The organism is Dyella sp. 05T440 (genome assembly GCF_056395965.1).
The window spans coordinates 1-16326 of the sequence record NZ_JBFTKN010000027.1; the positions used below are offsets into that span (position 1 = coordinate 1).

The 16326-nt window shown below is 63.4% G+C and carries 7 protein-coding genes; 1 reads left to right on the forward strand and 6 read right to left on the reverse strand.

The window, feature by feature from the left end; translation table 11 throughout:
• Positions 1–676: 676 nt before the first annotated feature.
• The 6 genes from pbpC to AC1DE1_RS20740 all read right to left on the reverse strand — a co-directional run bounded on the left by pbpC (position 677) and on the right by AC1DE1_RS20740 (position 15175).
• A complete protein-coding gene (gene pbpC, locus AC1DE1_RS20715; RefSeq protein ID WP_477175187.1) occupies positions 677–3103 on the reverse strand; it encodes a penicillin-binding protein 1C in 2427 nt (808 codons plus the stop codon).
• 48 nt (positions 3104–3151) lie between these two features.
• Complete coding sequence (locus AC1DE1_RS20720) at positions 3152–8092, reverse strand: alpha-2-macroglobulin family protein (RefSeq protein ID WP_477175201.1); 4941 nt, start codon at positions 8090–8092, stop codon at positions 3152–3154.
• A gap of 332 nt (positions 8093–8424) precedes the next feature.
• Complete coding sequence (locus tag AC1DE1_RS20725) at positions 8425–8685, reverse strand: hypothetical protein (protein ID WP_477175188.1); 261 nt, start codon at positions 8683–8685, stop codon at positions 8425–8427.
• A gap of 643 nt (positions 8686–9328) precedes the next feature.
• A complete protein-coding gene (locus AC1DE1_RS20730) occupies positions 9329–9886 on the reverse strand; it encodes a hypothetical protein (protein ID WP_477175189.1) in 558 nt (185 codons plus the stop codon).
• Between the two features lie 249 nt (positions 9887–10135).
• Positions 10136–10951, reverse strand: a complete 816-nt coding sequence (locus tag AC1DE1_RS20735; RefSeq protein ID WP_477175190.1) for an OmpA family protein — start codon at positions 10949–10951, stop codon at positions 10136–10138.
• A gap of 60 nt (positions 10952–11011) precedes the next feature.
• The gene (locus tag AC1DE1_RS20740) at positions 11012–15175 is read right to left on the reverse strand and encodes a YadA-like family protein (RefSeq protein ID WP_477175191.1); all 4164 of its coding nucleotides are present in this window, start codon (positions 15173–15175) and stop codon (positions 11012–11014) included.
• Positions 15176–16115: 940 nt separating this feature from the next.
• Between AC1DE1_RS20740 and AC1DE1_RS20745 the strand changes: the two genes are divergently transcribed.
• Positions 16116–16326 (forward strand): hypothetical protein (locus AC1DE1_RS20745; RefSeq protein ID WP_477179338.1); only part of this gene is annotated, 211 nt, incomplete at its 3' end.

Below are 16326 nucleotides of genomic sequence, written 5' to 3' on the forward strand. Positions count from 1 at the left end.
GTGACCAAAGGGATCGATGTGGTCCCCGCATGACAGAGCCAGAGCGTTTGCCTGTCGATTCTTCACTTGGGAACCGACCAACTCATCATCGGACCGACGAGCCACTGGCGAAATGACGACTTTTTCAACACCATCGGTCGGAAGCGGACCATAGCGACTCCGGCAATCCATCACCGAGTCGACGTTGCTCGCTGCGAGCCTTCAATGGGCACTAGCTAATCATCCTCACATGGAATCGGTATTCTTTCGATTTTCGCCCGCTTTGTGAACGCACAATAGATCTTGATCCTGCCCTGACTCAGACCCTTTCGGGCGACCAGGCTTCGAAGCACCATATTTCCGCGTTCCCAAAACAGGGGTCAGAGTGGACTTTCCTCTTGTGACGACGCCGGCGCATAAAAAAAAGGGCACTCTGACCCCGGTTTCGAAGCAAGCGGCTTTCATCATGCCGGCGACGCTGTATCTACCTGCAGTCATGGATTCCCCCGAACCCTTCTTTGAACAAGTCACGCGTTCATCGTTTTCTGGTGCTTCAGCAGTCTATACGGCAAGTCGTCACCGAGTTGGCGGCGCATCCTGGCATGCGCGCTGCCCTCTGAATTATGCCGGTCTTGCGGCGCCGGCCATGCTCGCCTCGATTCGAACACAGACACCGCCAGGTCGGCTTGTGCAGAGCCTACTGCGCCGTCAGGCTGCTGTGCCTCGGGGTTGCGCCGGCCGGGGATGCGGGCGGCAACACTGAGAGCGTGAGGCGTGCGAAAGTGCCGTGGGCCGAGAGGGCGGTGATCTGGTGCGTGCCCGGTTGGGCGAGCGCCAGCCGCATAGGCGCCGGGCCCGAACTGTCGCCTTGCAGGCGGCCGTCGAGCAGCCATTGCACGCGCTCCAACGTACCCAACGCCCGCAACGTCACCGAAAGTGGTGCATCGCTGTTGGGCGCCGCGCGAAGGATGGCGCCGTCGCTGATGCCGGCGATGCGGATGGGGTTGGCCACCTCCAGCGAATCCGGATCGCAGCCTGGCGCGAGCGGTGGCAGCGCCGACGCGGCAGCATCCGCCGGCGCCAGCCAGGGCGTGGCGAGCGCTGGCCAACGCGCCAGTGTCACGGTGTGTTCGCCGGCGCCATGGCAGGTGGCGCTGAGGCGGCGTTGATGTGCGTCCACGCGCACGGCCAGCAAGCCACCCATCCAGGCGGAAACATCGCGCTCGGGAAAGGTGGGCGGTAGTGCGCCGTCGATCGTCCACCCCGTGCGACGATCGCGGCACAGCGCCGCGGGCGTGTTGTTCGCGGAGCCACCCAGCGGCCAGCAGATGTCTACGGCGTCCACGGATGCGGGACGCGCCGTGCGTGGGTTGGCGTGACTGGGCGCAAGCATGGTCGCCACGCTGAACATCAGCGGCAACGCGGTCACGGCACCGTATTGGCCGGGCGATGGCGTGCCATCGGGACGGCCGATCCACACGCCGAAGGTCCAGTCATCCGTGACGCCGATTGCCCACGCATCGCGGTAGCCATAACTGGTGCCGGTTTTCCAGGCGATGGCGTCCTGCGAGCGCAACGTGCCGTCGAGCGGTGCGCCAGCGACATCGGCAGGATTGGTCGAGAGAATATCGCGGATGATCCATGCGGCTCCTGGACTGAGCAGCCGTCGTGGCTGCGCGGATTGCGACGTCGTGTAACGCGGTGTTCCCGCCACGCCACCGTTCGCAAAGGCGGTGTAGGCACCTACAAGATCCTCCAGTCGGGTGGAAGCACCACCCAGGATGACGGCAAGATTGGGCGAACCGCCTGCAGGAAAGCGCAGGTCGATGCCGCCGTTGGCCAGCCGTGCCACGAAACGATTGGCGCCGACGCGGTCGAGTACATCGACAGCCGGCACGTTGAGCGACAGCTGCAGCGCCTGTGCCACGCTGACCGGTCCACGGAACGCCTCGTCGAAGTTGGCCGGTCGATAGCCCCCAAAATCCTGCGGCGCATCGACCAGCAGACTCTGTGAGGTGATCAGTCCGTCATCCAGCGCCAGCCCGTAGAGGAATGGCTTGAGCGTGGAACCCGGCGAACGTGATGCATGCACCATGTCTACGTGGCCAAGCCGACGCGGATCGCCAAATTCGGCTGTGCCCACATAGACCCGCGTTTCGAGCGTGGCGTTGTCCACCACCAGCACGGCGGCCGATGTGCGCGACGGCAGGCGCGACAGATATTCGCTGACGCGATCTTCGACGGCCCGCTGCAGGTTCGCATCGATGGTGGTGACGATACGGCGCTCGGCTGGCTGCTGGCGATGAAGCCGTTCGGCCAGCAACGCCGCATCAAGAGGCGAGCGCAGGGAGCGCGCAGTGACGGGTTCGAGCCTGGCATCGGCAACCTCGGCGGCATGCCACAGGCCCTGCTCCTGCATGCGCTTGAGCACCTTGTCCCGCGCGCGTCGCGCTACGTCCGGATGACGGTCGGGGCGATAGCTGCTGGGCGATTGCGGCAATACGGCGAGCAAGGCGGCTTCGGCGTGCGACATCTGTCGTGCCGGCTTGCCCAGGTAGGCCCAGGAGGCCGCCTCGACGCCTTCGATCGGCCCACCGAAGGGGGCGTGATTGAGATAGACGTCCAGAATCTGCGCTTTGCTCAGGTGAGCCTCCAGCTGAAACGCGCGCACGATCTGCACCAGCTTGCCGCTGACCGTGTGCGGCATCGGCATGACGATGCGCGCCACCTGCATGGTGAGCGTGGAGCCGCCGGACACGGCATGTCCATGGCGCAGCACGCCCCAGGCGGCACGCGCCAGCGCGAGTGGATTCACGCCGGGGTGACGATAGAAAGCCTGGTCTTCGTAAGTGAGCAGCGCCTTGAGATACAGCGGCGACACCTGCGTGGCGGTGGTGGGATAGCGCCATACGCCATCGCCATCGGCGAAGGCACGCAGGGGCGTGCCGTCTTTCGCCAGCACGACGGTGCTGCCCGTATCGGGTCCCGGTAGTCGCAGCGGAAACAGGCGATCCAGCAGCAAGGCCGCCAGCAGGAAGCCGACACATGCCACCACCAACGCCCGCAGCAGGCGACGCCATGGTCCGCGTACCGGGTGGTGACGGGTGGGAACGGGAGCGTGCATCGGTCAGTCCGCCGGCCGGGCCGCGCGATGCGCGCGGCCCGGATGCGCTCAGGGTTCTTCGACGGTGAGTTGCCCGACGGCAGATACGCCGTAGCCGCGAATCGCAGGGCGATACATGTCTTCCACCAGCGGAGGCGGCACGGTGTAGGTGCCCGGAGTCACGGCGCGCACCACATAGAACACGCGTGCCGTGGCGCCGCGCCGCAGCGACAGCGCCGCGGCATAGCGGTCGTCGCGGTATTCCTCGTGCACCACATTGGCTGCGCCTTCGTGTTCGGTCAGGCGGATGCCGTCGACCACGATGTCCTCCCACTGTTTCGCGCCGCCAAGGTTGAGGTTTTCCACTTCCAGGCCGCCGGGCTGCAGATCGGTGAGCAGTGCGTCAGGCATGTCGACGCGCGCTTCCATGCTGACTTCCGCGATGAGCGTGTCGCCCTCGCGCAGCTTGCCGCCTGCCCAGGGTTTGCCGTCGGTGGTGAAGTAACGTCGACGTACGTCGACCTGGCTGTCATCGGCGGCGGGCGCCTTCAGCGGAATGCCGGCCACGTCGAGCGTCGCGAACACGGTGCCCTTGTCGGCTGGTTGCACGGTGACACCGCTTTCCATGTCAGCGGGGGTCAGATCGCGCACCCAGATCGTCTGTCCATCAGGAACGGATTCCGTCTTGGCGCCTATGCGCACCGAGGCGGCGAGCGCTCCCCTGCCACCCGCATCGAATGCGTGTGCCACGCGCGCAATCGCTACCTGTTCCTGCGTGCTGAGGTAGGACCACGACCAGTGGTAGTACGGCACTTTCTCGTTGCCGGCCTTTACCTTGGTGGTCGCGTTGCGCGCCCAATCGATCAAGGCGGCGTCGTACTCGGGCTTGTTCAGGCCGTAGGCATGGGTCAAGGCCACCATCACGCCCAGGTCGCGCAGGTCCGAACCGTAGTCACCGACATACCACGGGCGCTCCTTGTTCCACGCAAATGCCTCCTGGATGGCTTTCTGCGCACGCTCGTTGTCGCCCATGAGCTTGAAGGCCACACCAAAGTGGACGAGCGGCAGCGGACCGACGAGTTTCTGCCGCTCGTTGTCGAAGATGGCGCGCAGCGTTCCCAGCGGCGCCCGGTTGACGCGGGCGAGCACGTAGCCGGAGTACGCCTCGTCGGCGATGCGCAGGTGATCGTGATGCTCGTAGGAGTAATAGGGATGACCGCCGGCAAGCAGATCGTCGTTCAATCGCTGCAGCGATTTCTGCAATACCTCCTGCGGCACGGCGAAACCCGCCTCGCGCGAATCGAGCATGAAGTCGACCACGTAGGGCGTCATGAATGTTTCGATGGGACTGGTGCCACCCCAGAAACTGAAATGCCCGTTGCTGGCCTGGAACGAGGCGATGCGCGCCAATGCGCTCTCCACGGCTGCCTTGCGCCCTGCCTCGCCAAGCCCCGATGTGCCCAGCGTGCGCGCCGTCTTTTCGTCCAGATAAAGCGCCGCGTAGCCTTTGCTGGTGGTCTGCTCGATGCAGCCATAGGGGTAACGCAACAGCTCGGACAACGCCGCGCTATAGGGCAAGGGCGGCAACAGGCTCAGGGTGAGGCGGTTGCGAACGGTGGACGACACGAGCCCGTTCATGGCGCTGCCATCCAGGCGCACCGGCTTGCCCTCTTCGATGGCCATCGGCACCGTGCTCACCACGTCAGGCCACGCGTTGCGTACGGCGAACTCGAAGTGGCGATCCACCTGGTAGTCGTTGAGTTCCGCGTGAATATCGATCTTCGCCACGGCCACGCCCTGGTCAGCGGTGACAGGCATGACCAGCGTGGTACCTGCGCCGTCCTTCAGTGGCACGCTGCGCGCGGCGTCGGCCACCTTGATCAGGCCATCCCCCTTCACGCTCACCTTGGCGACGCCGTCCTTGCCCGAAAGGTTCTTCAGGTCGATGCTGATCTGCGCCTTGTCGCCACCCGCCATCACGCGCGGCGTGCTCGGCTCAACCACCAACGGGGCCCGCACGGTGACGGCGCCATCGGCATTGCCAAAACCATCGTCGGCATAGGCCAGCGCGGAAAGCCGCAGGCTGCCGTTGAAGTCCGGCACCAGCAACTGCACGGTCGCCTTGCCCTGCGCATCGAACTGCACCGGCGCCGCGAACAGGTCAACGATCTGCACCTTTGGATTGAGACGCGCACCGTGCGGCAGACCCTTGCCGCTCATGTCGCCGCCGTAGCGCAAGCGTGCCTCCGCACCTTCCATCGCCTCGATGACGCGACTGTAGAGGTCATACGCATCCACACTCAGCGCGCGTTTGGCGAACATCCAGGCCCACGCATCAGGCACCGGGTAGTTGGTGATGTTGAGCACACCCTGGTCCACAGCCGACACAGTGACATAGGCCTTCTTGCCGGACAGACCCTCAGCCCGCACGGTCACATCGAGCGGGTGCCCGGGGCGCATCAGCGCTGGCGCGCTGAGCTTCAGGGGAATGCGCCGGTCATTGCGCTCCATGGCCACGTGCTCCACGCCCATGGCGCGGGCGGGCGTGGTCTTTTCCGACGCGTCGCCACCACGAAACACCAGCGCGACCACATAGACATCGTGGCGTTCCCACTCCTTGGTCACGGGAATGTCGAACGTCGCACCGTCGGTGGCCTTGATGTTGCGGATGTAGAGCAAGTGATCCGACTCCACCAGCAGCACGCCTTGTCCATCATGCGGCGGCGTCACGGTGACTTTCATGGTGTCGCCGGCGCGGTAACGCGCCTTGTCCAGCGCCACCTTTACCTTGTCCGGGCGCGCTTCCTTGCCGGTGTTCTGGTCGTCCCAACTGTAGCCGGCGAAGAACGGGAACACGGACGTGAGCTGCGTTTCGGGGTCGTACACTTCCAGGCGGTAGCCGCCCCAGAGCACGGGGAAATTCACCTTCACCCGCTGGCCGGGCGCGACGTCGACATCCTTCTCTTCGACCAGGGATAGCTGCACGTTGGCGTTGGACTTCCATTCGTCGCCGTGTTCGTACAACCAGTAGAAGTCTCGAATCTCCTGCTGCAGGCGCACTTTCAGATGCTTGCCCGCCACCAGCTTTCCGTCCATGTCGGCACGCATCACTTCGAACGAGGCTTGCCCTTCGCTGGGCGCGCCCTGCTTGGGATCGAACAGCGGTCGCACGCCCGTCAGCGCGGGCGCCGGCCAATACACGCGATCGAGCAGGCGCGTGACCGCACGGCCGCCGCTTTCGTACACGCTGCCCGAAAGCGTCGCGGTCAGTGGCGCCACCGGTTTCACCTCGCCGGGCAGAGCGATGTCCTGCTCCAGATGGCCTTGCGCGTCGAGCTTGGCGTCCAGCACGTCCGCGGCAGCGGCAGGCAGATCCACCAGAGGATTGCCGAAGAAGACGTCCGGCAGGGACGGCAGCGGATGCACTTCGGGTTTCATCAGGAGCTTGGCCGTGACGCGATTGCCGTCGGCCGGTGCGCCATAGAGGTAGCTGGAGGACACCACAAGCTTCAGCGGCTCCGACGGCGCCAGCCGCGCCTGCGGGCTGGAAAGATCCACTTTCAACCGCTCGGGAAGGAACTCCTCGACGTGGAAAGGAAAGGCCTGCACGGCCTCCTTGCTGGCCGGATCCAGACGGAACTCGAGCTGCCACAAGCCGGTAGGCGCATCCGCGGGAATGGCCTGGCTCAGCTCAAAGTAGTTGAGGTCTTTGGGCTCCAGCCGGGTGTCGACCAGGCTGCGTCCATCGGGCTGCTTGAGGCGGACGAACAGCGTCTGCGGCTTCATGGGCCGGCCGTCGTAGTCGCGCAACAACGCGGAAGCGCGCAAGGTCTCGCCGGGTCGGTACAGGTCGCGCCCGGACCATGCGAAGACTTCGAACGGCGCCTGCTTCCTGCCGGTGACATCGAAATTGGAAATGTCCAGCGCGGGGCGGTTGAACGGCAGCACCGAGACGTCCTTGCCCTTGCGGGCGATCAGCACGTCGGTGGATTCGACCTTGTAGGCGATCAGGGCGTTGCCATCGTCGTCCGTCGTGGCCTTGAGCCTGGCGTTGCCATCGGCGTCATCCACTTCCACCGCGACGCCGCTCACCGGCGAACCGTCGTGCAACGACGCCACGTGCAGCAACACGTTGTCGCGGTAAACGCGAAGGTGCAGGCCCAGATCGCTGACGAAGAACACGGCCGTGTCGTAGGTGCCCGTGTAGGTACCGCCCTGCTTGAGCATCGCCATATAGACGCCCGGCTGCGACAGCTCAGCGACCTTTTGCACGGGGATATAGGTGATCGTACGGGCATTGGGGTCGCCACCCAAGGTGTAGTGGTTGGCGTAAACCGAATCACCCAAGTCCGTGATGGGGCGACGCTTGCGCTTGCCGTTATTGCAGCTGTCCCAGGGACTGATCTGATGCTGCAGTTCGTACTCGCCACGATGCTTGTTGGCGGGGAAGGCACAGAACACATCGGAGATGGCATCGTCGCGAACACGGAAGAACTCGATATCCGCATCGTGCACATTCACCGACACCAGCGGCAGTCCGCGCGAGCCTCGCGCCGGCAACACGCTGCCCACTGAGGCGAAGCCCACCGCGGCCGGTACGCTGCCGGAATACACGTCGCGCTTCAGGTCGGCGCCCAGTGACCGGCCATCTGCCGCCATCAGGCCCGCTCGCACCTGCACGGCATAGTGCTGGTTGGCCTGGACAAACGGAAAGACCAGGGTTTTGCCATCGCTCCCCAGGCTCCAGCTGCCACTGATCGTTTCGCCGTTGGGTCCGCTGAGGGAAAGCAGGCTATCGAACGACTGAGCGGATGCCAGCGGCGTGCTGAACGTCAGTACGAGTTCGGTGCGCGAGTCCTGCGCGCGCGAGCCTTCGCTGAGCAGGGTAAAGACACTGCCTTTGGCCGTCTGTGCGACCGAAGCGGCCGGGACTGGATGGCCCTGCAACGCAGGCTTGTCGCCTTCGTGGCGGCCACAGCCGGCTAGTGAGGTTAGTGCCAGGCACAACATCCATCCGGCCACGCCCAAGGCACGGCCAGAGTTTGATATCCGATCCATAGATTTCCCCCTAGATACGGAGGCAGTCTCGCACGCATTTATGGCCGAATCGAGGCCAAGCGCTGGCGGCTTGCTTGAATCCAAGCGGACCTTTCGCGCCAGTGCGTCGACCGCCGGCCACATGGCTTCACCGGTCGGGCATGGAGGCCCGGGACGCTGGCGGCGCAATCCTCATGGGGTCGCTGACCGCGCAATGCCTGTACTCACTCATGCCCGCTTTACGGCACCGTGATTGATGAGGTGCCAGCCCAGGTGGATCGAGATGGGGCGCTCCCAGCGCTGGCCTACTCCGCCGCTCCAAGCAAAATTGCCCGGACGACTTTGTATTCCTCCAGCCTCACATAATCCCGCTCTGTCGGCGCCGCTATCCGCGAAAGATCCATGTTCTCGGCGTTATCGGCCAGCTTGACGGCGAGCGCAATACGATCTTTCTTTGCTCTGCGCGCTGCATCCGACCGGGATTCGCCTTTACGCTTCGTCAGCGCATCGACAGCGGAGAGGACTTCTTGTGAAAACCCCTCGGCCCCGAGAAGCTCCAGTGTCACGTCGGAGTCCTCGACAACGCCACCCGCTTCGACGATAGAGTCAGGGGGACTCGAAGTCAGACTTTATGCTGTCTGCAGGAGCAACCCTCTTAAGGTGCGGGGGCCAAATTAACGCTGTGGCCGCCACGGACATTCCGAGTACCAGTGGAACCGCGAATCGAAAGTGCGTGGCAAAACACGCCAAGACTGCGAACACGATATGCAATGCAAACGCCAGTCGACTCTTCTTACCCAGCTGTACCAGCACACATCCAATAAGGATCGATGTGACGGAAAAGAACATGAACAAGAAGGAGACGGCGCTTATCATGCCCATGCTGGCCCAATGAGCGAGCTGAGGCGCATTGGTAAGCCAAGCCACGGCAACCACTACAATCCCTGCGAAGATTGATGCTTCGCGCGTACGAAAGATCATGCTACCTCCCTCTTTTGCACAATTCGCCATGGGTGGGCAACGCCGTAACTGACCAGCAAACCCGCCGACCGCGACCGCCGGAACCAGTAGGTCATTGATCTTTGCCCGCCGCGTGAAACCCGCTTCGCCAAATTTGAGGTCTTCTCAGGGCTCGCCATGGGGCCGAGAGCCAATGGCTCGTGGCCAATGTAAAGGCGCGCGGCCCCATCACATATCAGTGTGACGCCGTCACTTCTTCCTGACTTCTTTGGCAATGAAGAAAATCCAGACCACAGGGTGTGAGACCAAAAGGGCACTGAGCACCCACTTCCCCAGGATGCGGGAAGCTGGCTCAGGCGTCATGGAGTATGGAAAGTAGTCGTATGACTGTGCCCATACCGTATCGAGGCTCACAACCGCCAACAGAATCGCCAATATGAGCAACGCAACAAGTACGAAGAGCTTTTTGGCGCTTGGACCACTGACTTGAGTGTCCTCTTCGCTTGAAGAGCCGTCCAATACACCCCGGGGCTCGTCAGCCAGGAGTTCTTCGCCAATCACGTACTCACCCTGCTCGGTGGCCGCCATCACTTCAAGCGCCAACTGCTGCTGTCCTTCGCGCACGAACAGGCGTACACCGCCCATCGCATTGAGCAATAGCGGGTTAGCCAGAGCGTGATTCTCGCCGATCAAATGCGCCTCAACGCCATCGGCATGCAGACGTCCCAGCAAGACTTGCGCCTCGATGGGTGAAAGGTCACGGGCCAGTTGTATATAGCCCGTGCCCAACTCGTCTTCTTTTGCCATAGCGATCCCTGCTCCCCCGTGCCGATGGGTACGAACGATGAATGGCCTGGGCAATACCGTCAACTTTCGAGTGAAGCTGAACCTGGAAAGCCGACAACCGGGCCAATGGCTTACTTCCAATCGGCTGAAGTCGCCGTCGAAAGCGGACCTTGTTCTCGGTGCTCCACATCCCGAAGAACGGCGTCCCGGCAGACTTCAGGGAGGAGTCTGCCGGGACTGGGGAGCAAACGGGACGATCGAGTGAGTCACTCACTCCCTGACCGTGACCTCCACACGCCGGTTCGGCGCCAAGCACGCGATCAGCTGGGTCTGCGGGCCATTGGGGCATTCCTTCACAGGGTCCGCTTCACCTAGTCCCTCCGAGGTCATGCGGCTGGCGGGGATACCCCTGGCTGCCAGGTAGTCTCGGACGGCGTCAGCGCGGTGCTGCGACAGGGATCGGTTATGGGTGGCAGTGCCCAGCCTGTCGGTATAGCCGGCTATATGTATTCTCGCGTCGCTGCCACGCAGACGGTCGGCTAGATAGTCCAGTTCGCTGCGGCCCGAAGAAAGAATATCGGCGACACTCCCCTTATCGAAGGCGAACATGGCGTCCGCCGACAGCACACGCTTCTCCACCGACGGCGCAGGCGATGTGGTGATAGCCGGGGATGGCTGCCCAAGCAAGGCCTCGCACGATTCGGGTTTCCAGTAGAAGGTTTGCGCCATGTGGTCATCATCGAAGAGCACCTTGTACTGGCATACCGTTACTTCGTCGCTATCGGTCTTGCGGAAGTTGAACACGTAGTTCCACTCGCGTACGCCCCACACACCTTCGCTGAAGTGCGGATAGCCGATCAGGTCGGAGACCTGTTGTTTGTTGAGACCGGCGCGCATCTGCCGCAGATTGGCGAGATTCGGGAAGGTACCGCCCTTGTGCATGGGTGTGACCTTGTCGGGTGTCGGCCACACCAGTTCGCCGGCCGAATGACCGTCCTTGGCTACGTCGTGGCTGACGTTGCCGCAGGCGGCCAGTGCAAGTGCGGCGGTGATCGCCAGGCTGATCTGTTTCCATGATTTACGCATATCGATGACTCCTCGATGCTTTCGGGAGGCGCCCCGGCGCATGGCACCGGGCGGCACCTGTTACCAGACCACGCCCGCGCCCACGCCCGCGCCGGCGTCGCCGCGCGAGTTGGTGGTGGCGTTGAGCTTGAAGACGTAGCGGCCACTCTCGGTGATGGTGGACATGCCAACCGCAATACCGGTTTCACCATGGAACGCGCCAAGCGAGACAGCCGCCGAGTTCTGATTCGGCTGATAGGCCTGTGGCAGGCTCGCCAGTGCCATCGCCGAGGCGATGCCCGCGTTGGCGCGATTACCGATTTGATTGAGCTGGCGGTCGACGGTTTGGAAGCGCTGATCCACGTAGTCTTTCGACCAGTTCTCGGCCTGGTTGATGGCCTCGCCGAGCTGGCCCACGTTCACCGCATCGGTGGCGTTCACGCCGTTGGCGACATTGGTGACGGTGCGTTCATTGCCCGCCGAACCCACGGACACGGAGTTGCTGGTGGAGGCCACCGAACCCGCACCGATGGCGACGCTGTTGTCACCCGCGGCACTGGAACCACTGCCGACGGCCGTGCTGTTGTTGCCCGACGCAGTGGCGCCGGCACCGGCCGCAGTTGAGTTGTTGCCCGTCGCCGACGCCACCGTCGTGTTGTTAGTGCTCGTCTGGTAGGTGTTGTTCACCGTGTTGGTACCGCCGCCGTTACCGCCACCACCCGCCGGCGGCAGATTGTTGACGACGTTGGCGAGGTTGTTGAACTGCGTGTACAGCGAGTTCAACGACTGGTTGGTGGCATACAGCTGCGAGCCGTTGATCGCATCCGTGCTGGTACCACTGATACGACCTGCAGCCACGTTGGTGAGCGTGCGCTCCGCACCCGCGCTGCCTACGCTCACTGTTGACCCCGGCGTGGTTCCGGCGAAGTTGTAGGTGACACCGCCGAGGGTGCTGCTGGCGGTGCCCACGGCCGCATCGGTCTGCGATCCAGAACCCAAAGCCACGCTGCCGGCAAAGGCCGCCTGCGAGCCCGCGCCCAAGGCCAGCGCCTGGATGCCACTGGATGTGGCGTTGGTTCCAAGCGCGACGCCATCAGCAAGATTCACGGTGGCGTTCTGGCCGATGGCCGTGCCACCCGGCGCAGTCTGCTGCACGATCGCGCCATTGCCCATGCCGATGCCGTTGTCACCGTTCACCGTCGTCTGCGGACCGATGGCGACCGACTCCGCACCTACGGCCAACGAATCGGACGCGCTGGAGTTGGCGTGGAAGTACTTGATCGGCGTGACCGAGAACGAACTCATCGCACCCTTGAGCTGGCGCAAGGTCACCGCATCCTGATCGAGCGTGCCATCCGCTACATTGGTGATCTGACGGAAATCGGTGGCGTTGCCAACCGAGACCGCGCCGAGCAGGTTGCGGTCGGTCGTGTTGTAGGGAATGGTGTTGGTACCCACAGTGATGGAGCCGGAGGTCGGCGCGATCGGGCGATCAGACACTGCACCGGAGCCCAGCGCCACGCCACCGAGCACCGAAACAGCCGTGTTCTGACCCAGCGACGTGCTGTTGTCGGCCGCCGCCGTAGCGCCCACACCCGCAGCCAGTGCGTTGATACCGGTGGCGCCGTTGTTGGCGAAGTTGCCGCCCTGCACGCCGTTGTCGTTGACGCTGTAGTAGTGCGTGCTGCTGGCAGCGACCACATTGCTCAGGTTGTCCACGGCCTGGTTGGTGGCGAACAACTGCGAACCGTTGATCGCATCCGTGCTCGACCCATTCACCTGTCCCGCCGCCACGTTGGTGATCGTGCGCTCATTGCCCACCGTGCCCACGCTGACCGTGCTCAGCGGCGTCGCGCCGGCATAGGTGTAGGTGGTGCCGGCGATTGTGCCGCTGCCCGTCTGCACCACCGCGCCCGTGGCTGCGCCGGAACCCAGCGCCACGTCACCCGGGTTGGTCCCGGCCGTGGCGCCATTGCCGATCGACACCGCGTTGGCGGTACTGGCGGTAGACACCGGCCCGATCGCGACGCTGTTCGCGCCAATGGCCTGCGAATCGACCAGGATGGAGTTGGCGTGGAAATACTTGATACCGCCACCACCATCCACCGCGCCACCGATCTGATCGAATACCTGCTGCAGCGAGGTGTACGTTGTGCCGCCGTAGCTGACGTTGGTCGTCACGGCGCCGGTAGTGGGATTGTAGGTAGTGCCCCCACCGATGCTCGTGGCAATGGTGTTGCCCAGATTCGTCACCGTGCTGCCCACTGCCGTTACGGCCTGGTTGGTGGCGAACAACTGCGAGCCATTGATGGCATCCGTGCTGGAACCGCTGATGCGGCCCGCGGCGACGTTGGTGATGGTGCGCTCGGTGTTCAATGCACCCACGCTCACCGTGCTGGTCGGCGTGGTGCCGGCAAAGTTGTACGTGGTGCCGTTGATGGTGGTGTTCGCGGTTTGCACGGCAGCAGCCGTGACGGAGCCCGAGCCCAGCGCAACATCATTGGCGTTGTTGGCGGTAGCTGCATTGCCGAAGGCCACCGCGCCGGCGGCCAGGGCGCTACTGCCGTTGCCCACCGCCACCGAGCCCACGCCCTGCGCATTATTGGTGTTACCGATCGCCACCGCGCCGTCGCCGTTGGCGATGTCATTGGCACCGGTTGCGACCGCGCCGTTGCCGTTGGCGGAGTTCGGATCGCCGATGGCGACCGCGCCGTTGCCGTTGACGACCTGCCCCTCGCCGATCGCCACGGCGCCCGTGCCGCCATTGACCTGCGAGCTGTGGCCCATCGCCACCGAGCCGGTGCCTGCGCCCGCGGCCACGGTGTTGCCGTTACCCACGGCAACGGTGGAACTGGCCAGCGCCTGCGACAGCGCACCGACGGCGGTGGCGCCGCTCGCGCCTGCATTGGCCTGCGTGCCGACCGCCACGGCATTGAGGGCATTGGCTGTGACGCTGCTACCCAGCACGACCGAGTTGACGCCTGACGCCGTGGAGTTACTGCCCAAAGCGATCGCACCGGTGCCCGCGGCACTCGTATTCACACCGAACGCAGACGAGTTGCCCATCGTGGCATGCGTGTCGAAGCCCACGGCGGCAGCATTGCTGTTGATGGCGCTCGACTCTGCGCCGATCGAAATCGCATTGGTGCCAGACGCCGTGGCGCCTGCGGTGGTGTCGCCTCCGATTGCGATGGAAGCGACGCCGGAGGATTTAGTCGTCATGCCGAGGGCGATTGCACCGGTCTGGCTCGCATTGGCCTGCAGGCCCATGCCGATGGAATAGGTGCCCGAGGAGTTCACGTCCGTGCCGATGGCGATGGCCGACTCTGCCGATGCACCGGTCCCGGTGGTGCGGGCACCTAGATAGATCGCGTTAAGGGCTGTTGCGTAGGCTTGCCAGCCCACTGCCGTCGCATGGGCAAAAAGGCTTTGCGTCGACAGACCCACCGCCGTCGCTCCCTCGCCGGTGGCATTGGTAAAGCCGCCCAGGGCGGTGGCTTGCCCGTTGTTCACTTGAGCAGACGTGCCTAGCGCAACGGCGTTCAACGCACCGACCGCTTTGGACACGCTACCGATGACGACGCTATTGGCGGAGTTCACATCGGCCGAGGCATGCGTGCCGATGGCCACGCTACTGGTCGAGGCAGACGATGCGCCATCGCCTTGGGCAATCGCCGAGGCACCCGTGGCGTTGGCGATGATACCGATGGCCATCGCGTTGCTGGCCGTGGATACCGCCTGGGTTCCAAAGGCAATGGAAGAGTTGCCGGAAGCCGTGACGTCGGTGCCAACGGCGATGGCGCTATTGGCCAGCGCCCCTGTCCCGGCCGCGGTACGCGCTCCGATATAAATGGAATTGATGAAGGCAGCATTGGCCTGAAAACCGAGAGCCACGCCATTCTGCCCCGTGCTTTGCGCGGCGTATCCGACCGCGACCGCACCCAGTACCGAAGCATTGGAGATTGAACCGAGCGCAGTCGCGCCGAGCCCACTGGCCGTGGCGCCCAAGCCCATGCAGGAGGCGGTGCCGTTATAGGCGTTGAAGGGCGAAGGGTTGCAGTCCACCGACTGCGCATGGGCCGGCAAGACCCAGCCCATGGCGCCTGCTGCCGCCAGCAAGACCAGCACGCCCGAACGCCGGGGCATCTTGCCTTGCCCGCCACCGCGCTGGCACGAGGCCAACTCCGAAACCACCACGAGCTGGTTCAGCGCGCGGCTCCACACCTTGCGATAGATCTTTTTCATGCCTGGCTCCCTTGTGGCTCATTGGCATCAGGGACGCGGTCAGGACAAAGTGCTGGGCGCAGAAACCTATCGCGCATGCATCAAGCCTGTGCGAAGGAAACAAACCCTCCTTCGCTCACGCCATGGCATGAACGTTTTCTTGAAACGTCAGGAATCGAGTCGATGCGCTCGGCTACTAAGAACCCTGCACAGCCCCTGTTTGATGACGAAGACTCAAACGAAACGGCATGACTGGGGAATCGGCCTGATTCGCTTCGTTCCGTTGATGCGACACCCGTGTACTCGCGCAGCACTTCACGCGCAGCCCCCTGAAAATAACCGGACTGTATTCAAACTGATTCGCGGCTGCCGCATCCGAAGAATGGCACCACAGGAGCAAACTTGTGAGTGGCGATCGACAAAAAAAACACGAACCTCGTCACAATTTGTATCGATCTATCTTACGATTGCGCGCCTCGTGAAAAGTGCATGAAGACTTTCCGCAAGCGGCAACGGCATGACACGTTCCGTGCAACGGAGATATCTACTTCCAGGCTTTTTGGATGACAGAAAATTCTTGCGGCCTGTTGCATGTCTGCGGCGGTGAGCCCTATGACGGCGAGCATCGCGGCGGGCCTTTCTTCCGCTCGAAACACCTCCGCCATCGGGGAGAGCAGCCTCAGCCGTTCGAACCTGCTGCACTACATCTGCCGTAAGTTCATGCACACGAGCCGGGTGCCATGACGCACAGAGAACCCTGCCGGGGTCTCGAAAACGATGGAGGCTGCGTGCCCTCGGTCCGGCACGTCAATGCTCAGGGCGAAGGAATCCGTTCGTCATCCTCTCCGGCGCTGCGCAGGCGGTTTCTGCAGCCACAGAGGGGGCGCATGAAGTGCATGCCGAAGCTGTCGATGTTCGCCTCGCACCACTCCTAAACTCCGGGAACTCGGTATGGCGGCAGATGCAGATCCACAACAGTTCGCCGCGAGAACTTGTTCGTGCCAACACGCGTCTGCTTTGGGTCGATGGTGTTGAAAAAGTCGTCATTTCGCCAGTGGCTCGTCGGTCCGATGATGAGTTGGTCGGTTCCCAAGTGAAGAATCGACAGGCAAACGCTCTGGCTCTGTCATGCGGGGACCACATCGATCCCTTTGGTCACCTTCGGCATCAAC